General features: G+C 39.5%; 19 protein-coding genes and 1 riboswitch. Of the genes, 17 read left to right on the top strand and 2 right to left on the bottom strand.

What is annotated here, in order from left to right:
* Positions 1-41 precede the first annotated feature (41 nt).
* The 6 genes from SAY88_RS14375 to SAY88_RS14400 all read left to right on the top strand — a co-directional run bounded on the left by SAY88_RS14375 (position 42) and on the right by SAY88_RS14400 (position 5,619).
* Positions 42-1,232, top strand: a complete 1,191-nt coding sequence (locus SAY88_RS14375; protein ID WP_332632494.1) for a class I SAM-dependent rRNA methyltransferase — start codon at positions 42-44, stop codon at positions 1,230-1,232.
* A riboswitch (guanidine-I (ykkC/yxkD leader) is annotated at positions 1,233-1,330 on the top strand.
* Positions 1,331-1,392: 62 nt separating this feature from the next.
* Positions 1,393-1,740, top strand: coding sequence for a DMT family transporter (locus SAY88_RS14380; protein ID WP_332632495.1), 348 nt, complete (start codon positions 1,393-1,395; stop codon positions 1,738-1,740).
* A gap of 1 nt (position 1,741) precedes the next feature.
* Positions 1,742-2,056, top strand: a complete 315-nt coding sequence (locus tag SAY88_RS14385) for a DMT family transporter (RefSeq protein WP_332632496.1) — start codon at positions 1,742-1,744, stop codon at positions 2,054-2,056.
* Positions 2,057-2,114: 58 nt separating this feature from the next.
* Positions 2,115-2,945 carry a glycosyltransferase family 2 protein gene (locus tag SAY88_RS14390; protein ID WP_332632497.1) on the top strand — a complete coding sequence of 277 codons (831 nt, stop codon included), beginning with the start codon at positions 2,115-2,117 and terminating at the stop codon, positions 2,943-2,945.
* A 66-nt stretch (positions 2,946-3,011) separates the two neighbouring features.
* Positions 3,012-5,201, top strand: coding sequence for a DNA topoisomerase III (locus tag SAY88_RS14395; protein ID WP_332632498.1), 2,190 nt, complete (start codon positions 3,012-3,014; stop codon positions 5,199-5,201).
* A gap of 37 nt (positions 5,202-5,238) precedes the next feature.
* Complete coding sequence (locus SAY88_RS14400) at positions 5,239-5,619, top strand: VOC family protein (RefSeq protein WP_332632499.1); 381 nt, start codon at positions 5,239-5,241, stop codon at positions 5,617-5,619.
* A gap of 119 nt (positions 5,620-5,738) precedes the next feature.
* On the opposite strand, the gene SAY88_RS14405 is transcribed toward SAY88_RS14400, so the two are convergent.
* Positions 5,739-7,280, bottom strand: a complete 1,542-nt coding sequence (locus SAY88_RS14405) for an FAD-dependent oxidoreductase (protein WP_332632500.1) — start codon at positions 7,278-7,280, stop codon at positions 5,739-5,741.
* Between the two features lie 88 nt (positions 7,281-7,368).
* On the opposite strand from SAY88_RS14405, the gene SAY88_RS14410 reads away from it, so the two are divergent.
* From SAY88_RS14410 to SAY88_RS14425, 4 genes are all read left to right on the top strand, one after another.
* Positions 7,369-8,025: an NAD(P)H-binding protein gene (locus tag SAY88_RS14410; RefSeq protein ID WP_332632501.1), complete on the top strand. Its 657-nt coding sequence runs from the start codon at positions 7,369-7,371 to the stop codon at positions 8,023-8,025.
* Between the two features lie 298 nt (positions 8,026-8,323).
* Positions 8,324-9,802, top strand: coding sequence for a degradosome RNA helicase CshA (gene cshA / locus SAY88_RS14415; protein WP_332632502.1), 1,479 nt, complete (start codon positions 8,324-8,326; stop codon positions 9,800-9,802).
* 642 nt (positions 9,803-10,444) lie between these two features.
* The gene (glnA, locus tag SAY88_RS14420; RefSeq protein WP_332632503.1) at positions 10,445-11,803 is read left to right on the top strand and encodes a type I glutamate--ammonia ligase; all 1,359 of its coding nucleotides are present in this window, start codon (positions 10,445-10,447) and stop codon (positions 11,801-11,803) included.
* Between the two features lie 158 nt (positions 11,804-11,961).
* Positions 11,962-13,014, top strand: coding sequence for a tetraprenyl-beta-curcumene synthase family protein (locus tag SAY88_RS14425; RefSeq protein ID WP_332632504.1), 1,053 nt, complete (start codon positions 11,962-11,964; stop codon positions 13,012-13,014).
* 48 nt (positions 13,015-13,062) lie between these two features.
* On the opposite strand, the gene rarD is transcribed toward SAY88_RS14425, so the two are convergent.
* Positions 13,063-14,013 (bottom strand): EamA family transporter RarD, encoded by a 951-nt coding sequence (gene rarD / locus SAY88_RS14430; protein ID WP_332632505.1) that lies wholly within the window; start codon positions 14,011-14,013, stop codon positions 13,063-13,065.
* 99 nt (positions 14,014-14,112) lie between these two features.
* On the opposite strand from rarD, the gene pgmB reads away from it, so the two are divergent.
* The 7 genes from pgmB to SAY88_RS14465 all read left to right on the top strand — a co-directional run bounded on the left by pgmB (position 14,113) and on the right by SAY88_RS14465 (position 22,552).
* Positions 14,113-14,790 (top strand): beta-phosphoglucomutase, encoded by a 678-nt coding sequence (gene pgmB / locus SAY88_RS14435; RefSeq protein WP_332632506.1) that lies wholly within the window; start codon positions 14,113-14,115, stop codon positions 14,788-14,790.
* An 87-nt stretch (positions 14,791-14,877) separates the two neighbouring features.
* Positions 14,878-16,326 carry a glycoside hydrolase family 32 protein gene (locus tag SAY88_RS14440; protein WP_332632507.1) on the top strand — a complete coding sequence of 483 codons (1,449 nt, stop codon included), beginning with the start codon at positions 14,878-14,880 and terminating at the stop codon, positions 16,324-16,326.
* A gap of 498 nt (positions 16,327-16,824) precedes the next feature.
* Positions 16,825-18,225, top strand: a complete 1,401-nt coding sequence (locus SAY88_RS14445; RefSeq protein ID WP_332632524.1) for a sucrose-specific PTS transporter subunit IIBC — start codon at positions 16,825-16,827, stop codon at positions 18,223-18,225.
* Between the two features lie 114 nt (positions 18,226-18,339).
* Complete coding sequence (locus SAY88_RS14450; protein ID WP_332632508.1) at positions 18,340-19,032, top strand: uracil-DNA glycosylase; 693 nt, start codon at positions 18,340-18,342, stop codon at positions 19,030-19,032.
* A 37-nt stretch (positions 19,033-19,069) separates the two neighbouring features.
* Positions 19,070-20,680, top strand: a complete 1,611-nt coding sequence (locus tag SAY88_RS14455; RefSeq protein WP_332632509.1) for a sensor histidine kinase — start codon at positions 19,070-19,072, stop codon at positions 20,678-20,680.
* Complete coding sequence (locus SAY88_RS14460) at positions 20,677-21,384, top strand: response regulator (RefSeq protein WP_332632510.1); 708 nt, start codon at positions 20,677-20,679, stop codon at positions 21,382-21,384. Before SAY88_RS14455 ends, SAY88_RS14460 begins: the two co-directional genes overlap by 4 nt.
* A gap of 109 nt (positions 21,385-21,493) precedes the next feature.
* Entirely contained in the window at positions 21,494-22,552 is a 1,059-nt protein-coding gene (locus SAY88_RS14465) for a tripartite tricarboxylate transporter substrate binding protein (RefSeq protein ID WP_332632511.1), read from the top strand.
* The last annotated feature ends 24 nt before the right edge of the window (positions 22,553-22,576 follow it).

Consider the following 22,576-nt stretch of genomic DNA (forward strand, 5'->3'; position numbering starts at 1 on the left):
AGTCAAACACGTTCGAAATATAAGTAGATTGGATGATATGTGTGACGGAGATAACAATCGAGGTAAAAAAACGTAGTTCGGAAAAAATGAAAAAAGGATTTCCTCTAATCGAACAAACAGCACTAACAAAAGGTATGCAGAAAGCAGAAGAAGGAACGATCCTTCGTGTTGTTGATGAATCAGGGTCTTTTATTGGGAAGGGATATTGTGGTAAGCAGAATAAAGGAGTAGGGTGGATAGTAACGAAAGATCCATCTGAAACGATTGATCGAGAATTCTTCCTAAAACGAATTCGAGAAGCTGTAAAGCGCCGAAAGAACTTATTCAACGATAATGAAACAACTGCTTTTCGTCTTTTTAATGGAGAAGGAGACGGCATTGGCGGTTTAACGATTGATTATTATGATGGCTTTTATGTAAGTACGTTGTACAGTGAAGGGATTTATCATTTTCGAAAAGACATTTATGAGGCATTACAAAACGCCGTTACCTTTAAAGGCTTATATGAGAAAAAGCGATTTGCTAGCCAGGGACAGTATGTAGAAGATGATGATTTTGTCATGGGAGAACGTGGTGAGTTCCCTTTGATTGTGAAAGAAAATGGCATGAATTTCGCTGTTTATTTAAACGATGGTCCAATGGTCGGTGTCTTTCTTGACCAGCGAGACGTACGTAGACGAATCAGAGATGAGTATGCAAGTGACAAACATGTGTTAAATACATTTTCGTATACAGGTGCATTTTCAGTTGCAGCTGCCCTTGGAGGAGCTACAAAGACAACAAGTGTCGACCTTGCTAAACGAAGTCTTCCTAAAACAATTGAACAGTTTAGTGTAAATGGCATTGATTATGAAGTTCAAGATATTATTGTGATGGATGTGTTTAACTATTTTAAATTTGCAAAGAAAAAAGGGAAGTCATTTGACCTTGTCATCTTAGACCCACCTAGCTTTGCAAGGTCAAAAAAACATACGTTTAGTGCCGCGAAAGATTACACAAGTTTGCTGCAAGAAGCGATTGCCATTACAGAGAAAAATGGAGTCATTATTGCCTCGACAAATTGTAGTACATTTTCTATGGAGAAGTTTCATACGTTTATTAAAGAGGCATTCAAAAAGGAAAATGCAAATTATCAAATTTTAGAGGAGTACACGTTACCAGATGATTTCAAAACGGCGAAATCATTCCGTGAAGGAAACTATTTAAAGGTCGTCTTTATAAAAAGAAAATAATAAAAAGCTTTCTAGGGTTCCGCGTGTACATACGGTCTGGTCCAAGAGGAAGCGCATAGAAGCTTCTATGTACACGGAGGGAGAAAAGCCCGGGAGGTTACTATCATTTGATAGGGACGTTTCGGGCTTTTTTATTTTTTTGAAAAGTGAGGGTTTGAAAATGAATAAAAACATTGCGTGGATGCTGCTTGTCATAGCAGCAGTCTTTGAAGTTGGTTGGGTCGTCGGTTTGAAATACGCTGCAAATTATGCAACATGGGGGCTGACAATTGTTGCGATCATTATTAGTTTCTCAGTTTTGATTTGGTCTGGGAAGATGCTTCCAGTTGGAACGGCTTATGCTGTTTTTGTTGGACTCGGCACAGTTGGAACGGTGATTGTTGACCATGTCATATTTGCAGAGCCGTTTCGTCGGGCGGTTCTTTTCTTGATCAGTGTATTGCTCATTGGTGTAGTTGGGTTGAAGGTGAGTACACCAGAGCAAGAAGAAGCAAAGGAGGGGCAATAACGTGGAGTGGGGTTATTTAATGATTGCTGGTCTGTTTGAGGTGCTTGGTGTAGCGATGATAACTAAATTTAATCGGAAAAGGGGAGTGCTGCAGCTTATATTACTAATTAGTGCGTTCAGTTTGAGTTTTCTTTTTCTATCATTAGCAATGTCCGTATTACCAATGGCTATTTCTTATGCTGTCTGGACGGGGATAGGGGCTGCTGGTGGTGTGGTGATAGGGATGTTATTTTATAATGAGCCAAAGCAGTGGCAGCGACTCTTCTTTTTAAGTATGATTATTTTTGCTTCGGTTGGGTTAAAGCTTGTCACATAGCTACACATCTGAACGTAGGTGTGTTATAACGTTAGTAAAAAACTGGAAAAGGTGATGAGTGTGCAGCCCTTTCATTTCGATTGTTATTCCAACGTATAATCGTTTGCTAGAGTTAGCTGAACTACTACAGTCACTAGTGAACCAAACATATCATAATTTTGAAGTAGTAATTGTCAATGATGCAGGAAAATCAGTAGACGAGGTTGTTCTTCTTTATCCTGAGCTAGCTTGTACTATTGTCAATTTACCTAATAATCAGCATCATGTTCAAGCTAGAAACGTTGGAGTGGAACTTTCAAAAGGGGAATATATTATGCTCATTGATGACGATGATTGGATTGTACCAACTCATCTTGAGCGGATGATAGAAGCTATAATAGGTGTTGACTTTGTACATTCAGATGTAGAAATTGTTAACTACAAAATAGAAGCTGGACAGAGAATTCCTATTGATCGTAAACTTTTTGCCTATCATAATAGGTTAGAAGATATGAAGGAATTCTCAACATTTGTCCCGTCTGGTTGTCTTTATCGTAGATCAATTCATGAGGTGGTAGGTTTCTTTGATAAAGAGATGAAGCATTACTGGGATTGGGATTTTTATTTGCGAGTAGCAGGAATGTTTCACGTGAAACGCTTACCTGTGGCGAGTGTGATTTATAATTTTTCTGAAACAAGCAGTAATGAGTCAAAGAATATGGACAGTATGAGAATTCATCTAGATCGCTTATCAGAAAAGCACCAATTAGGTTTATTGCCAACGAAGAATTTTCGTTTGCTCCTAGAAGAACCGGCTATGAAAAAAAGAGAAGTAAAAAGTGAACGTATTTGGAATGGCGTAGGTGTGATTTCAAGGTTAAAGCGAAAGTCAATGGACAATGAGGTATGACTGTGTCATATCTTTTTTTAAAATGGAATGCTATCATGTAAGCATTAGAGTGGAAAGGATGTTTTGATGCAAAAGTCAGTTGTCTTAGCAGAAAAGCCTTCTGTTGCCCGTGATATTGCTCGAGTATTGAACTGTGGGCGTAAAGGAAATGGGTTTTTAGAAGGAGATAAATATATAGTAACATGGGCGTTGGGACATTTAGTTACATTAGCTGAGCCTGAAAGCTATGGAGAGAAATATAAAACGTGGAATTTAGATGATTTACCGATGCTTCCAAACCATTTAAAGCTTGTTGTGATGAAACAGACAAGCAAACAATTTAATGCGGTAAAGGCTCAACTGCAGCGTAAAGATGTAGGAGACATTATCATTGCTACAGATGCAGGTCGTGAAGGAGAGCTTGTTGCAAGATGGATTCTTGAAAAAGCACATGTAAATAAACCGTTGAAACGATTATGGATATCCTCGGTAACAGACCGTGCAATTAAAGAAGGTTTTGCGAAGTTGAAAAACGCGAAACAGTTTGAAGGCCTCTATCATTCGGCTGTCGCTCGATCAGAAGCGGACTGGTATGTGGGAATGAATGGAACGAGAGCATTAACGACGAAGTTTCATGCTCAACTTTCTTGTGGACGGGTTCAAACCCCAACGCTTGCAATGATAGCAAAAAGGGAAAAAGATATTCAGACATTTAAGCCTGTACCTTATAAGCAACTAACGGTGAAAACGGAGGATGGAATATCGTTTCATTGGGTTGATCAGAAGACGAATGAACGTCGAATGTTTGATGAGAAAAAAGCAGAAACGATTCGTACGTCACTTAAAGGGCAAAAGTTGAACATATTAGATATTCAAAAGGCTGCTAAAAAGATTGCTGCTCCTAAGTTATATGACTTAACAGAATTACAGCGTGAAGCGAATAAACGATTCGGATATTCAGCAAAGGAAACGCTTTCTACCATTCAGCGTTTATATGAGCAGCATAAAGTGATCACGTACCCGAGAACCGATTCAAATTATTTATCATCCAATATGGTTGATACGTTAGCAGATCGCATAAAAGCTTGTGATATTCAACCATTTCGAAAATTGGTTTCTCAGTTAAAGGGCGTTAAAGTTGATAAGAATCTAGCGTGTATCAATGATCAACAAGTATCTGATCACCATGCGATCATTCCAACAGAACAATCTCCAGGACCGAACGCATTAAGTGAAAAAGAAACAAAATTATATCGCTTAATTGTGCGACGCTTTCTAGCTGCCTTTTTTCCGGCAAATGAATTTGAACAAACAACGGTTACAGCAGGTGCTGCGAAGGAACAGTTTATTGCAAAAGGGAAGAGAATGACAAGCGTAGGGTGGAAAGTCGTTTATTCCGAAGATGCGTCGTATTTAGATGAAGATGAGCGTGAGAGTGCTCTTCCAAAGTTGAGCGTAGGTGATGCGCTATCTGTTCAAGAAATTAATGTTGCCTCTGGACAAACAAAGCCGCCAGAAAGACTTACAGAAGGAACGCTGCTTTCTGCGATGGAGAAGCCAAGTGCCTATTTAGAGAGCCATAATAAAGAGTTAGCACAGACGTTAGGAAAGACAGGCGGAATTGGAACAGTTGCGACAAGAGCGGACATAATTGAAAAGCTTTTGAATACTCATTTAGTAGAAAAGAGAGATAAATATTTACATGTAACAGGCAAAGGAAAGCAGTTACTAGAGTTAGTTCCTGCTGAATTAAAATCACCTGCACTAACAGCAGAGTGGGAGCAAAAGCTAGAGCAAATTGCGAAAGGGCAGTTAGAGAAATCTGTCTTTGTGGCAGATATGAAACAGTATGCAGCTGACATCGTTCGTCAGGTTAAACAGAGCGAGAAGCAGTTTAAGCATGATAATGTAACGGGAAGCCCATGTCCTGATTGTGGAAAGCTGTTACTTGAAGTGAAATCAAAGCATGGCAAGAGACGTGTTTGTCAGGATCCGGGTTGTGGCTACAAGAAAAATATTTCAAAGACAACGAATGCTCGCTGTCCAAAGTGTAAAAAGAAATTGGAGCTTTGGGGAGAGGGCGAAGGTCAAACATTTGCTTGTGTTTGTGGACATAGGGAGAAGTTATCAACGTTCCAAGAACGAAGAAAAAACAACCAAAACAAGAAAGTATCGAAACGAGAAGTAAATAATTATATGAAAAAGCAAAACAAACAAGAAGAGTTCACCAACAACGCATTAGCAGATGCGTTAGCAAAGCTGAAGTTGGATGATTAGACAAATCGCTTGTGTTGCGAACTGAGGGGGAGAAAACGTGAAAGCAGTACTTCTTCATCATGTTAGTTTACCGGTATCAAATTTGGAAAGATCAAAAGCATTTTATGGCGAAGTTCTTCGATTAAAAGAAGTAGCAAGACCGGATTTTGACTTTGATGGTGCTTGGTATCAAATCGGAGAAGGGCAACTTCATCTTATTGTTGATGAGACAATGCCTCGTGAAGCAGAACAAAAAATAAATTCTAGAGCGCTGCATTTTGCAATGCGCGTAGAGGGTTATTATGAAACGGCGGAATGGTTGAAGAAACATAACATTACCATCGTTGAGAAGCCTGATAGCAAGAGTGGATTTGCACAAATTTTCTGCTGTGACCCAGATGGACATATTATCGAACTTCATGTGGAACAGCCTTTATAAGAGAAAGAGCTAGGTGTATAGTCAGCACCTAGCTCTTTTAAAGTTCCGCTCTTTAGTCAGATAAAGGGGGGTCTGACCCTGCTTTAGTTTTGCACCGTAGTAAAGAGGGGTCTGACCCCTTACTCGATTTTTTTGAGTGGTTTCTTTGCTGGGCCTTCGATTACTTCTCCATCGTAGGAATAGCGTGAGCCGTGGCAAGGGCAGTCCCATGTACGTTCGCCTTGGTTCCAATGAACTTCACACCCCATATGAGTACAAGTTGTATCAACAACATGTAGATGGCCTTCTTTGTCACGGTACGCTCCAGCTCGTTTCCCGTTAACATTTACGACAGCAGATTCATCTGTTTTCACATCATCTGGATGAAGCTCGCTCTTATCAAATTTTCCTTGTAGAAGTTGCTTTGCTACATCGGCGTTGTTAGTAATAAATTTCTTGACGCTTGGATCAGCAATGAAGCGTGAAGGTCGATAAAGAGTTTCATACCTATTTTTACGATTTAGTATTAGGTCGCTTATTAAAAGACCAGCCAAAGTGCCGTTTGTCATACCCCATTTTCGGTAGCCAGTAGCAACATAAATATTACGATGTGTACGGTTGATCCTTCCTATATATGGAAGTTTGTCTAGTGTGACCATATCCTGAGCTGACCACTTGTTTTGAATATCTAGCTCAGAAAAGAGTTCCATTCCGTACTGTTCCAGTGCTTCATAGTGATATTGGGTATTGATTCCTTGGCCTGTTTTGTGTTCCTCGCCGCCAATGATCGCAAGCTTTTCACCGTCTCTCATCGTATAGCGTAATGAACGAGAAGGAGAATCAACATTCAAATACATCCCATCTGGGCACTCTTCTTTTTTCACCTTTGCTGCTAACACGTAAGATCGTTCTACATACATACGTGAAAAATAAAGGCCGCCTCCATCATAGAATGGGAAGTGAGAAGCAACGACAACATGATTTGCTGTCAGTTTTGCCCCACCTCGAGTCATAATGACAGGTTTAGGTTGGTGTTTAATATCTACAGCAACCGTGTTTTCAAAAATCTTGCCACCGTTTTCTTTAATCTTATTGACTAAATATGAAAGGTATTTAAGTGGGTGAAATTGAGCCTGGTTTTTCATGACTAGGGCTGATTTAACTGGTAATTTTAACGGGATTGAATCAACAAGCCCACCGTCTATTCCTAATGTTTTGTAAGCTTCGTTTTCCTTTTCTAACTTATTTACCCCTCGATTTGTCGTTGTGTATAAATAAGCATCTTCTGATGAGATGTCACAGTCAATTTGCTCTTCTTTGACAAGGTTTTGAATAAATTGGAGGGCATCAGTCGCTGCTTCATAATAAAGTTTTGCTTTGACTTTTCCTAAGTGGGAGATAAACTCGTCATAAATGGCACCATGTTGTGCGGTAATCTTTGCTGTTGTATGGCCTGTTGTTCCATTTAACAATTCATTCGCTTCTATTAATGCGACTTTTACACCTTCTCTTGAAAGGAGATAGGCAGTTGTAATCCCTGATATTCCTCCACCTACTATCGCTACATCTATCGCTGTATCTTCTTCAAGCGAAGGAAAGGATGGCAAGTCAACGGAGTCGCGCCAATATGGTTCTGGTTGCTCTGGCATGGAAGAATCAATTAAAGTGTAATCATCTGACATTATGTATCCCTCCGATAATTGGAATTTCTTTTCATACTATAACCAAACGTGGGGTTTTCATGTATTAAGCATTAAGGAGGGTTTGCAAGTGGAACAAAGAACAGCGCTCGTTGTTGGGGCTACAGGCCTCATTGGTCAATTCCTTGTGAAGAAGCTCGAACAGCAAAAGGAGTATAAAAAAATTTATATTCTTGTACGAAGAGCCATAGAGGTAAATAGTAAGAAGGTTGAAGTCAAAGTTGTTTCATTTGACGCTCTAGAAAGCAGTGTTATTCCAAAAGTAGATGATGTATTTTGTTGTTTAGGGACAACGATGAAAAAAGCAAAGACGAAAGAGGCATTTAAACAAGTTGATTACGAATATCCTTTGAAGATTGCAAGAGGTGCATTGGAAAAAGGAGCAAAGCAATTTTTAGTCGTTTCAGCCATTGGAGCAAGTGAAACATCCCGCTTTTTTTATAGTCGTGTAAAAGGGGAGATGGAAAAAGCAGTCATGAAACTTGCTTACTCACATATACATATTTTTCGCCCTTCTTTATTGCTTGGGGAGCGTACTGAACTCAGGGTAGGTGAGAAGGTTGGTGAATGGGGAGCGAAGTTAGCCAAACCTTTGTTGAAAGGGGCTCTCGCTAAATATCGGGCCATCTCTGGGGAACAAGTTGCTCAAGTGATGGTCAGAGCAGCTTTAAAGAAAACAGATCAACGTGTGTTGATTTATGAGTCAAACCGATTGGGTCAATTATGAAGGGGGCCTTTAAGTAATGAGCGGAACCGTTGCTTTGTCTTAAAGCTTGCTATGAGTGGGTTTCTCATAGCAGGGGCGCAACGTGTGGAGCCATTGCTGCTTCCTCGAATCTGCTAAAAAGGACTTTTTCAGTGCCCTCGGGTCAGACTCCTCTGTAGGTTTTCACCGCGTTGTCGCAATACAGAGGGGTCTGACCTCGAAAAAATACATATTGTGTTGTTGATCTGGACATGTTAGTATTGAAGGATGTTTAAAATTAAGTAACATGGTGAATTCACCAAAAAAGGAGATTATATATTTGGCAACTTTTTATGATTTTGACTTGGATCACAAAGTGATTCGAGCAGTAACAGAAATGGGATTTGAAGAAGCAACACCGATTCAAACAGAAACCATTCCAACCGCATTAGAAGGAAAAGACATTATTGGGCAAGCGCAAACGGGCACAGGAAAAACAGGTGCTTTCGGTATTCCGCTAATTAACCGAATTAATGTTGAAGAAGCACATGTTCAAGCACTTATCCTTGCCCCTACACGAGAGCTTGCGAATCAAGTCGCAGAGTCCCTCGTTAAATTTGGTAAGCATAAAGGCGTTCGTACGGTTGTCGTGTATGGTGGCCAGGACATGCGTAAACAAATCACTGATTTGAAACGCAAGCCACACGTAGTAGTAGCAACACCTGGTCGCTTAATGGACCATATGAGAAGAAAGACGATTCGTTTAAACGAAGTAAATATGGTTGTATTAGACGAAGCTGATGAAATGCTTAATATGGGCTTTGTTGAAGACATTGAGACGATCCTAAAAGAAGTACCGACAGAGCGTCAAACGCTTTTATTCTCAGCGACAATGCCAAAGCGAATTGAAAAGCTTGCACAGCAATTTATGTCTAACCCGCAATTAATTGCGGTTAAGGCTAAAGAAGTAACAATGGAGAACATTGAACAGCAGTATGTAGAAGTTCACGAAAAAGAGAAGTTCGACGTACTGAGCCGTTTCATGGATATCCAATCTCCAGAGCTAGCGATCGTTTTCGGTCGTACGAAACGCCGTGTCGATGAGCTGTCTGAAGCACTAATCAAACGTGGATACCGTGCAGAAGGAATCCATGGTGATTTAAACCAAGCAAAACGTGATAGCGTCCTTCGTAAGTTTAAAGGTGGTTTAATTGACGTATTGGTTGCAACAGATGTTGCTGCTCGTGGATTAGATATTAGCGGGGTTACACATGTTTATAACTTTGACCTTCCGCAAGATCCTGAAAGCTATGTTCACCGTATTGGACGTACAGGAAGAGCTGGTAAGTCTGGTCTAGCTGTAACATTTGCTACGCCTCGAGAGATGGATCATGTACGTACTATTGAGCAAATTACGAAGAAAAAAATGAACAAGGTTCAAAAACCTACATTTGAACAAGCAATTAAAGGCCAACAGGAGTTAGCAGTAGAACAATTGCGTTCATTAATTGCTAGTGGTGATGCGGATAGCTATCGTAAGGCTGCTAAGGATTTATTACAAGAATCAGATGCAACCTCTGCTCTTGCAGCTGCATTGAAGCTTCTTACAAAAGAGCCGGATACAACTCCAGTTCGTTTAACAGGAGAAGCTCCTTTACGTGTGAAAAAGCGTCGTGATGGCGGCGGTGGTGGAAAACCGTATCGCGGACGTCGTGATCGTGATGATCGCCGCAGAGGGCAATTCCGCGGCAAGGACGATCGTGGTCGACGTCAAGGTGGACGCGGCGGGCATGGTCAGCGCAAAGCGAAAAATGCATAAGATCATTAGTTAAGGTAACATGATGTATTCAACAAGAATACATCATGTTTTTTTGGAGTTTAGGATAGAAGAATTTGGGTAATAGATGCCTAAATAACGTGATAGCATGAGAAAAATTACGTTTAGAGTAGATGAAGACTGAAACAAGAGAAGGATCAAAGAGAAAAGTCACTCATAGGTTTGATGAAGACCGAAACAAGAGAAGGACCAAACAGAAAAGTGCCTCATAGAGTAGATGAAGGCCGAAACAAAATAAAAACCAAAAGAAAAGCTCGTCATACGCCATACGACATAGTAAGTCCAATATGATAATTGAATATAATCACTAGTATCCTGTAACATTGACTAGTGCGACGTGAAGTAAATGACAAACTCAATTTTTGGGAGTATTTGGGTATGTAATCATTTTGAAACGAATAGTCAGAAAAATAATTAAGAAAAAAGTTTTGAGAAAATTCTCATATAGGTAAGCCTTTTCATTGCCTTTGTTGAGCAGATTGTGCTGTTTTTGTCGAAAGCTGTATTTTCATATTCTATGTCAGATTATCTGACATACCAATTGCGAAAAAGTCCGTAACCCCTTAAAGTAAAACATAACAAATTGATGTCACATAACATTACATGAAAAGGAAGTGTTTAAAAATGGCAACATCTACACCGACTAGAGAAAGTTTAGTTGCAACTATTAAGGAAACAATCGAGAAAAAGAATGTAGAACTTCTTCACGTACAATTTGTAGACATTGAAGGTACTCTTAAACATGTTACAGTTACGGCTGAACAAATAGATCAAGTAATCGATGGAAAGGTAATGTTTGATGGTTCATCTATTACTGGATATACACCTATTAATGAATCTGACCTTTACCTTGATCCGGACTTAACTACATTTGCTGTATTACCTTGGACAGAGCAAGAAGGTTACTCAGAAGCTCGTTTCTTATGTAGCGTAAAAAAGCCTGATGGTTCTGACTTTGCTGGCGACCCACGTAACGTTTTGAAAAAAACAGTTAAGCGTGCAAAAGATCAAGGTTATTCAATCAGTGTTGGACCTGAGCTTGAGTTCTTCTTATTCAAGACTGATGAAAATGGTCAACCAACATTAGAAACTCAAGATGTGGGTGGTTATTTTGAACCATCTCCAAAAGACCTTGGTGAAAAAGTACGTCTTGAAATCTATAAAGCTTTGAAAATGATGGGCTTCACAATCGAAGCATCTCACCATGAAGTAGCAATCGGTCAACATGAGATTAACTTCAAATATGCTGATGCATTAGGTTCTGCTGATGCTGCAACAACATACAAGTGGGTTGTTAAAACAGTTGCTCAGCAATTTGGTTACCATGCGACATTCATGCCAAAACCACTTGCTGGTGAGAATGGAAGTGGAATGCACGTTAACATCTCTCTATTTGACGACGAGAAGCAAGAAAATGCTTTCTATGATGCGTCTAATGAGTTAGGGCTATCTGAAAAAGCATACCAGTTCATTGCTGGTCTAATGGAAAATGTTAAGGACTTTGTTGCAGTAACAAACCCATTAGTAAACTCTTATAAGCGTCTAGTACCTGGATATGAAGCGCCTTGCTATATCGCATGGTCTGCATCTAACCGTTCTGCGCTAATCCGTATTCCAGCAACTCGTGGTGCGGGAACTCGTGTAGAAATCCGTTGTCCAGATCCATCTGCTAACCCTTACTTTGCATTTGCTATCATTGCAGCTGCTGGTTTGGATGGAGTAGATCGTGACTTAACAGTAGTTCCAGCTACAAATGCTGATATCTTTGAAATGAGCAAAGAAGAGCTAGAAGCTCGCGGAATTGAAAACCTTCCTACAAGTCTAGAAGCTGCAGTTGAGCGTTTTGCAACTGGGGAAATCGGCCGTCAAACATTTGGTGAGCACGCATTTAATGAGTATGTAGCATTAAAACGTGCTGAGTGTGATGACTTCCGTTTAGCTGTTACAAACTGGGAAGTTGCAGCTTACCAAGCTAAATTCTAATTTAATAAATAAGAAGGCAGTTGAGGATCCTCAGCTGTCTTTTTTAGTTGTTTAGGTCACTAATTAAACATACGCTTAAAAAATTTGGTAATGTATACGATGGGAGTTGGGCATACTTTTTGAGGTAGACAATCAATTGGCAGATAGGAGGTAACACCTTGAAAGCTCCAATGAAACCATGGACTTTGCTGTATAGAATTTATCGAGAAGTGTTGCCGGATGCTCACTATTACTTACGTGAATGGAAGGAGAAAGCAAAGGCTATACCAAATGACGAGTTACGTGAACAAGCGCTTACTAGCTTAAAAGATAAAGCGTTTCACTGTGAAGGTGGAGCTGTATATGGACTGCTTGCAAGAGAACATCGCAAAAAAATTATTCGCTTTATCGTGGCGTATCAAACGATAAGTGATTATTTAGATAATCTCTGTGACAGAAGTACATCATTAGATGAAAAGGATTTCAGAGCACTTCATCAGTCGATGTACCATGCTTTGAGTCCAGGTGCGAAGCCAGAAAATTATTATCGTTATCGTGATGACCAAGATGATGGAGGTTACTTAGCTTCACTTGTGAAGACTTGTCAGGAAGTTTTATCAGGGCTGCCTGGTTTTAACCATGCTAAGGAGTCTATGCTTCAATTGGCAGAATACTACTGTGATTTGCAAGTCTTTAAACATGTGGAGATCGAGAAACGTGTTGGATTATTGGAAGAGTGGTTTGAAAGACATAAGGAAGAGCTTCCTCCTATGACGTGGTATGAGTTTTCCGCTTGTGCAGGGTCTACATTAGGTATTTTTTGCTTTGCTGCTTATGCGGCTAATGGCGAGATGACAAAGGAACAAGCAGTTCTGATCAAAAATGGATATTTCCCTTGGGTTCAAGGCCTTCATATTTTACTTGATTATTTTATAGATCAAGAAGAAGACCTTGAGGCAGAAGACCTGAATTTCATTTTCTATTATGAATCGAAAGAAAAAATGGTTGAAAGAATACGTCATATTAGAGAAAAAGCAGAAGAAAGCATTCGAGATCTTCCTGACTGGAAATTTCATCGTCTCATTAATAAAGGGTTAATTGCCATTTATTTGGCTGATGAGAAAGTACAAGCTCATAAGGAAATTAAGAAAACAGCTAAACAATTTATCCGTTTTGGCGGTTTACCGACTGTATTCTTTTATGTGAATAGTTGGATGTACCGCCGGGCATAAATCTTTTAAAAGCAGTCGAGAAAGAATTCTCCACTGCTTTTTTGAGTGTTATGAAGCTTTTGGCTCATGTTTCGTATTTGTTTTAAATAGTTTGCTTGTGATCTTTTTAAAAGCAGTTGTTTTCGACGTTGTGAAGATGAACAGTCCAACCCAAATAAACAGAAACGCAATTAGTTGAATTTGAGAAAACGGTTCCTTGTATATAAAGATTCCGATAAAAAGCATGATCGTTGGTCCGATGTATTGGAGAAACCCTATCAAAGATAAGGAAATTCGTTTTGCTCCAATAGCAAATAATAAAAGAGGAATCGCTGTTACGGCTCCAGCTCCCATTAATAGCCACATTGTTTCTGCTTGGAATGAGCCAAAAGATGAAGAGTAACCAGCTTGCTTGGATAACCAAAATAAAAACAATAAAGCAAAGGGAGTCATTAACAATGTTTCAATCGTAAGACCAATCATGGCACCTGTATTCACCATCTTTTTAATGAGCCCATATAATCCAAATGATATGGCAAGAATAAGTGCTGCCCATGGGACAACTCCATAAAAAATGGTCATAACAGCTACTCCAATAAACGCTGACCCAATAGAAATACCTTGCCAGCGTGTAAACCGCTCCTTTAAAAATAGCATTGCTAAAAGAACGTTAATTAATGGATTAATATAATAACCTAAACTAGCTTCAACGACACGATCGCTGTTAACTGCCCAAATAAAAACAAACCAGTTTAACGTAATAAAGCAAGATGCTAAAATAATAGCGACAGCTGAACGAAAGTGTGTAAAAATATAAATGAATTCCCTCCAGCTTGAGCGAAGTTGTTTTCGAACGGTTAAAATAAGAATCATAAAGACCAATGACCATACAATTCGGTGAGCTAGCACCTCGCCAGGGGAAACTGGTTCAAGGAGCTTCCAATACAAGGGGAGAATGCCCCAAATTAAGTAGGCGAAAGTTGCCGCAAATACACCTACTTGATGCTCTGATTGCTGCATAGTTCAACTTCCTCTCCGATGTTGTAGCTCTATTTTACACAAGTTAACAATCAATGCCTATAACTTTTTTCGACTTACTAAATAATAAGGGGGATATTTGTGAAATCAATAAAAGCAGTTATTTTTGATATGGACGGAGTCATTTCAAATACCGTTCACTTACATTACCATGTTAATAAAAAAGTGGCTGATCGGCTTGGTATTTCTTTTAGTGAGGAATGGAACCAAAAGCTGCAAGGGTTAAGTCGGCGAGCAACAGTACAAGCGATCGTCGACAAGTCGGGTGTGAACTTATCAGATGACGAGTTTGAACAGTGTTGCGAAACAAAAAATAGTCATTACATAGAATTAATCAATCAATTAACCGATAAAGATGCCAAGCCTGGTATACGCTCCTTTATCGAAGACTTAAGAGGAATAGGAATGACAATGGTCGTTGCTTCAGCAAGTCAAAATGCAAGCAGAGTGTTATCAAGACTTCAACTGCTTGATTATTTTTCTGGTGTGGTTGACGTTACAAAATTAACACGCGGCAAGCCTGATCCGGAGATTTTTCTAAAAGCAGCGGAAATGGTTGATGTTTCACCATCTGAATGTGTGGCTATAGAAGATGGAGAGGCCGGCTTAACAGGTATTTTACAAACAGAAATGTTTTCTGTTGGCGTCGGAAGTGAGCCATCTTTAATAAGAGCAGACCTTACGTTGTCCCAAACGGAAGAATTGACCGTTGAAGTACTAGAAAAAGCACTTAATAAGCAAGAGAAAACGCTTTTTTAGCTAGTTTAGTCGGTTTAGGCTAGTTGCCAAAACGTAAGAAGCTACGGTACGATGATTTCACAAAACTAGATAGAAGGAGCTAATACTATGCCAGATCTAGATCAACAATTACGCAGTCAAGCATATGAGGAAGTAGAGAAGTATAAAAAGGTTGTACAAGCAGATCCTTATCGTTTAGCGTATCATGTGATGCCGCCGGTAGGATTGTTAAATGACCCAAATGGTTTTATCCAATTTAAAGGTGTATACCATCTATTTTATCAATGGAATCCATTTAAAACAGGACACGGTGCAAAGTTTTGGGGACATTACTCTTCAAAAGATCTAGTGAATTGGGAGCATCATGATATCTCCCTTGCTCCGAGTGATTGGTTTGATAAAAATGGTTGCTATTCAGGCAGTGCAATTGAGCATGACGGGACGATGTATTTGTTTTACACAGGGAACGTAAAAGATGAAAACAACAACCGGGAATCGTATCAAGTCATGGTACAGTCTAAAGATGGCCAACACTTTGAAAAAAAAGGTGTCGTGCTTCGTCTCCCTGAAGAGTATACTCCGCATTTTCGTGATCCAAAAGTGTGGAAGCATGGGAAATACTTTTACATGATTATTGGCGCGCAAAGTAAGGATGAAACAGGAAAAGCTGTTCTATTCCGTTCGAGTAATTTAGAGAACTGGGAGCATCTTGGCCCGATTGCCGGGGCACATGTTGGTACTTTTGAGGATTTTGGTTATATGTGGGAGTGCCCGGACTTGTTTGATCTTGACGGACAAGATGTATTAGTCTTTTCCCCACAAGGATTAGAACCGAGTGGAATCTACTATCAAAATCTCTATCAAGCTGGATATGTTGTGGGGAAACTAGATTATGATTCAGTTGAATACAAGCATGGGGAATTTATTGAGTTAGATCGCGGCTTTGAGTTTTACGCACCACAAACAACGGTTGATGAGAAAGGACGCCGCATCATGATTGGTTGGCTTGGGCTGCCTGAAGAACGTGAGGATGCCCATCCGACGATTGAGCATAAATGGATCCATGCCATGACCTTGCCAAGAGAGTTGAAACTAGTCGATGGAAAGGTCTATCAATTGCCGGTTGATGAGTTAAAAGAGTTGCGTGGCGAGGGAGTAAAACATGAAGCTGTCGAGCTTGGTAACAAGGCCCAAGCATTTAAAGGTGTAGAAGGGGATGTGTTAGAAATCAACCTTGAAACACTAGAGACGGTAACAAATGCAATGACGATTCATATTCGTAATCATGCAAATCTCGTATACAATCCAACTGATAAGCTATTCAAGCTAGACCGTATTAGCTATGTTGATGGGTCAACAGTGGAGGAGAGATTTTGCCACCTTCACCAATTAAAGAGCCTGCGCATCTTCCTTGATACATCTTCGATTGAAGTATTTATCAATGAAGGCGAAGAGGTGTTTACGGCTCGCATATATCCAGATGTTGAGGAAAAAGGAATTTCGTTTGCAGCTGAAGGTACGGAAAAGGTGACGATAGAGGCTTGGGAATTGAAATAGAAAGATAAAAGAGACTTGCTTACTGGGATGTGGGCAAGTCTCTTTTAAAGGCTGTTTTCGTAAAGATTGTTGCTGTGAAAAAAACGTTTTTTCTCGTAGTGAAATGGAGCGGAAGTTACTCGACGCCTCGCCGCGGAAAGCGAGTGGCTGGAGCGCAATGGAACGAACATGTGGAGTGCACATACCCCATAAAAACAACAAAGTATGCGAAAACAGCATTATAAAAAAAATTAATATTTTTCCATTAAAAAAGTATGCAAAGGTTATTGACGAATTCTGCTGTAAGTTGTAAACTGAAAGCGTAATCAAAAAATATGTGGGATTGTTACTGATAAAGCAGGCAAGACCTAAAATGGACAAACGGGATACGTGTATCTTTAGGACACGTATATGTTTAGCCCATTTTAGGTCTTTTTTTGTTGTTATATGAGATGAGAGCGAGTAACCATTTCACATTTGATTAAAATAAAAATATCTAATGAATGGGGGCAATACATGATGGATACGAAAAAAGTAGCTAGTGAACTAGTTGAACTTTTAGGTGGAAAAGACAATGTAATTAGTGCTACACACTGTGCCACTCGCCTACGTATCGTTTTAAACGACGATGATAAGCCAAATAAGCAAGCAATTGAGGAACTTGATGGAGTAAAAGGGGTTTTTAGTGCTTCTGGGCAGTTTCAAGTTATTTTCGGAACAGGTCTAGTTAATAAAGTGTATGGTGAATTTGCAGATATTACAGGAGTTGGTGCAAAAGATACAGACGGTGGAGAAAAGCAAGTTGATCATAGCGATGCGGCTAAAAAGAAAATGAACCCACTCGCTAGAATTGCCCGTACGCTTTCGAATATCTTCGTGCCAATTATCCCGGCAATTGTTGCAAGTGGTTTGTTAATGGGACTACTTGGAATGATGAGGGCATTTGAATGGGTTGCACCTGACAGCCCTTGGATTTTATTTTTAGATATGTTCTCAAGTGCTGCGTTTATTATTTTGCCAATCTTAATTGGATTTAGTGCAGCGAAAGAATTTGGAGCTAACCCGTATCTTGGAGCTGTTCTTGGTGGAATTATGACGCATCCGGCTTTACTGAACCCTTGGATGCTTGCAGATGCAGTACCAGAGTCAATTGTCTTCTTTGGAATGAATGTTGAGTTACTTGGTTATCAAGGAACGGTTATTCCGATCCTGCTTGTTGTATATATAATGAGTAAGATTGAAAAAGGACTACGCAAGGTTGTTCCTAATGCAATTGACTTGCTAGTCGTTCCGTTTATAACAGTAATCTTAACAGGATTTATTGCGATGCTATTTATCGGCCCGCTTGGTACGTGGCTTGGAAATGGACTAACTTGGAGCCTTGATTTTATTTATAATACAGCTGGAATCTTTGCTGGGCTAATCTTTGGTGGACTTTACTCGACAATTGTTATTACGGGAGTTCATCACAGCTTCCATGCAATTGAAGCAGCACTTATTGCTGACTTAGGTGTTAACTTCTTACTACCAATTTGGGCAATGGCTAACGTTGCACAAGGTGGTGCAGGTCTTGCAGTATTTTTCCTAACGAAAAATAAGAAAGTAAAGGAAATCGCCCTTCCTGCATCGTTTTCTGCATTCCTTGGAATTACAGAGCCTGTCATTTTCGGTGTAAACTTACGCTTTATGCGTCCGTTCATTGGAGCTGCGATTGGTGGTGCATTAGGTGGAGCGTACGTCGTATTCATGAACGTTTTTACCAATGCATACGGATTAACAGGAATTCCGATGATTGCCATTGCTGCACCATTTGGAACAGCCAACATTATCAATTACTTAATTGGAATGTTGATTGCGGTGACGGGAGCATTTGCTGCCACTTGGATTCTTGGGTTAAAAGAGGATGCAACGAAAAAATAACTAATGAAAGCTCGTTTTCGCATCGCGCGAAAACGGGCTTTTTCTATCAACATGATTGATTGTACACTATTTGATGGCAACAAGCTTTAAGCAAGTAAACTCATGTTAAAATAGATGAAGAGGTGGATTAAGATGTTTATTAATGATTGGGGACACATTCTGAAGGAAGAAATTCAAAAACCTTATTTTCAAGAACTTGAACTTTTTTTAAATCAGGAGTATCAACAATATACTGTTTATCCAAAGATAGAAGATCGTTTTAATGCGTTACATTATACCCCTTATACGGATACAAAAGTAGTCATTTTAGGGCAAGATCCGTACCATGGCCCAAATCAAGCACACGGTCTTAGTTTTTCCGTAAGACCGATGGAAAAGATTCCACCCTCTTTAAAGAATATTTATAAAGAGCTTAAAAATGATATCGGATGTGAGGTTCCAGATCATGGCTGTCTTGTGTCTTGGGCTAAGCAAGGTGTTCTTTTGTTGAATACCGTTTTGTCGGTTCGTGAAGGTGAACCAAATTCTCATAAAGGAAAGGGATGGGAGCTGTTTACTGATGCCATTATCAGAGCTTTAAATGAACGTAACAATCCAGTTATTTTTTTATTATGGGGAAAGCATGCTCAGAATAAAAGAACGTTAATTACAAATCCGCATCATGTCATATTTGAATCAGTGCATCCAAGTCCATTATCAGCAAACCGAGGTTTTTGGGGGAGTAAGCCTTTTTCAAAAGTCAATCAAACGTTAATGGAAAACAAGGAGGAGCCAATTGTGTGGGAGATTCCGATGAATGCAGATTAAAGACCATGAGATTTGTAATAGAGGGTGTGATTGAGGAATGATTAATAAGTTAAAACGAACACCTTTTATCATTCGAATGATGTGTTTAATTGGTGTATTAATTGTAATAACACTGCTTATATTAGGTGTATTTTTAAATCACCAATATGCTGAATCGATAGAAGAACAAATGGGTCTCCGCGCACTAAGTGTTGCTCAATCGGTCTCTGCGATTCCAGAGATTATTGAAGCATTTGAGCATGATCAGCCTGAGCTAGTCATTCAACCGATTGCCGAGTATATACGATTGTTAACTGGAGCGGAATTTATTGTAGTGGGTAGTAAGGAAGGAATTAGGTATTCTCACCCTATTGACGGGCGGATTGGCCAGAAGATGGTTGGTGGTGACAATGAAAAGGCCCTCCTTTATGGGGAGTCCTATGTATCAAAAGCGATTGGGAGTTTAGGGCCTTCAATTCGAGGGAAGGTCCCGATCATTAATGAAAGCGGAAACATTGTTGGTCTAGTCTCTGTTGGGTTTCTTATGGAGGATCTAAGAATTGTTATCAAAGAGCATGTAATGGATATCTGGTTGATTGTCTTAGGTTTGATGGGTTTTGGAATGATCGGGGCTTATATCATATCCTATCAATTAAAGAAAGAGATTCATGGATTAGAGCCGGAGGAAATTGGCAGACTCTTTGAAGAAAAAGAGGCGATCCTTCAATCAATCCATGAGGGAGTTATTGCTGTTAATGATAAAGGAAAAGTAACGATGTATAACCAGACTGCAAAGAGAATTATGGTTAAAAAGGATGGAGATGGTCCTTTGATTGGTCGACATATTACGGAAGTACTCCCGAAAACAAAGCTACATGAGGTATTAAAGTTTGGAGAAAAGCAATTAAATCAAGAGCTTTGGATTGAAGATGAGCTAGTCATTGTCAACAGAGTTCCTATCTTAAGTGCCAATAAAGTAGTTGGGGCAGTTTCTTCTTTTCGAGATCGTAAAGAAATTCTTCAGCTTTCAGATGAATTATCTAAAGTAAAGGAATATTCAGATGCTCTAAGAGCTCAGACTCATGAGTTTGCTAATAAGTTAAATATTATTTCAGGTCTGCTTCAACTTGGCAAGAATGATGAAGCGGTTCTATATATTCAAAAGGAAAGCAAGTTTCAGCAACAAATGATTCACTTTTTAATTGAGAGAGTTCAAGATCCTATTATTAGTGCGGTATTATTGGGGAAATTAAACCAAGCACTAGAGCTTGGTATCAAGATGGAAATAGAAGAGTCTAGTTCATTGCTAACAAAGCTGACAGAAAAACAACAGGAAGCGTTAGGGACCGTTCTTGGCAATCTATTAGATAATGCATTTGATGCTTTAATGGAAGCTTGTATAGAAGAACCATATGTATTTGTATCCTTTATGGATGTAGGAAAGGAACTCATATTTGAAATTGAGGATAATGGAAGAGGCATTCCATTAGATCGGCAGAATGATATTTTTGAAAAAGGATATTCAACTAAAAAGGGGAGACACCGAGGCTTTGGACTGGCTCTAGTGAGGGAGTCTGTTGAAAGTGTTCATGGAGAGATTATGATTGAACAAGGTGTTTACGGTGGAGCATGCTTTGTGGTGATTATACCGAAGGAGGAAACAAGATGAGCAAGCGAATATATCAGGTATTAGTTGTAGAGGACGATTTTCGTTTAGCTGGCATTAATAAAGAGTTTATAGAAGAGCTGCCGTCATTCAAGGTCGTGAACGTTTGCATGACCGGAAAAGAAACCCTAGAATTCTTAGAATCTAATGAAAAACCGAATTTGATTTTTTTAGATGTGTATATTCCGGATGTAAAGGGTTTAGAACTGTTGTGGACGATCCGAACGATTTATAAGGATATTGATATCATTATGGTTACGGCTGCAAAAGAAGTAGGAACAGTTCAGGAGGCATTACGTGGAGGTGTTTTTGACTATTTAGTTAAACCTTTAGATAAAAATAGGGTGCACCATTCCTTACAGCGTTACCAACAAAAACAATTGATATTTCAGCAAAAAAAGGAATTTACACAGACAGAAATTGATCTACTGCAAACTGAAATGAATAAGGAGACAGTTCATCAGAATATAGAGCCAGGCCTTCCTAAGGGAGTAAACCCTTATACTCTTGAAAAAGTAAACCAGCTTTTAGAGCAGTACAAGCAGCATGGCTTAACTGCGCTTGAAGGAGCAGAATATTTAGGAGCGAGCAGGTCGACTACTAGACGCTATTTTGAATATTTAATTTCGGTTGGAAAAGTGAAAGCAGAGATGATTTATGGAGATGTAGGAAGACCGGAACGCCGTTACTTCCCTAAAATAAACTAAATGAACAAAAAAAACAGAATAAAACTTTTGCTTTTAATGATCATAACATTCCCCTTTTTGCTAATTGTCTGTATATTAAAAACAGATTTATAAAAGGGGGAATATTTTTATGAAAAAATGTAAGCGCTTAAAAAATTGGTTAACTACTGCGGCTCTATCGAGTGTGCTTTTGCTAACAGCATGCGGAAGCGATAATACAAGTAGTGAAAGCCCGGCTAATAATGAAAATGAAACAGAAACAGGTACAGTTACGGAAGAGGCATGGGAGCCAACCGATCATATTGAATATATAGCACCAGCAAATCCAGGAGGGGGCTGGGATACATTAATTCGTCAAACATCTAGAGTAATTGCAGAAGAAAATCTAGCACCGAAAAATTTCGCAGCAGTTAACATTCCAGGAAGCGGTGGTGCAATAGCGTGGGCACAAATTGCAGCTGATTCTACGAATAACCATAAGTTATTTGCAGCGAGTCCACCTGTTATTCTTGTACCACTCACTGGAGCATCTCAATACAATCATGAAGATTTTATGCCAGTTGCTCGTTTAATTACGGATTATTCTGTTGTTCTAGTTCCTAATGATTCACCTTATGAAACAATCAATGATCTTTTTGATGCTATTAAAGAGAATGGAAACGCTGTCAGTATTGGTGGGGGATCAGCTGCGGGTAGTATGGACCATATTTCCATTGTTGGCGCGGCCTCTGAAGCTGGTGTAAACGCTCAAGATGTAAACTACATTGCCTTCTCAGGTGGTGGTGAGGCGATGACCAACCTACTTGGGGGACATATTGATGCAGTATCCACTGGTGTAGGCGAAGCGACTGCTCAAATTGAAGCAGGTGAGCTTCGTGCATTAGCGGTCTCTTCACCAGAGCCGATTGCCCATTTAGTAGATGTGCCTACTTATGTTGATTCTGGGATTGATTACACATTCGATATTTGGCGTGGAATAATGGGACCTAAGGACATGTCTCCTGAGGCAGTGGCTTACTATGAAGAGTTATACGAAAACATGCTCGAGACGGATTTATGGAAAGAAGTTCGTGATCAACTTGGCTGGTTAGATGCTTATCAGAATAGTGAAGAATTCGGTGTATTTTTAGATGAGCAATATCAGCAGTTTGAAAGTATTTTAGACGATTTGGGACTTCTAGAAAATTAAAGGCGGGTGGTGGTCTTAGAAAAG

The sequence above is a fragment of the Halalkalibacter flavus genome, from assembly GCF_036663575.1.
Classification (GTDB): domain Bacteria; phylum Bacillota; class Bacilli; order Bacillales; family Bacillaceae_D; genus Halalkalibacter; species Halalkalibacter flavus.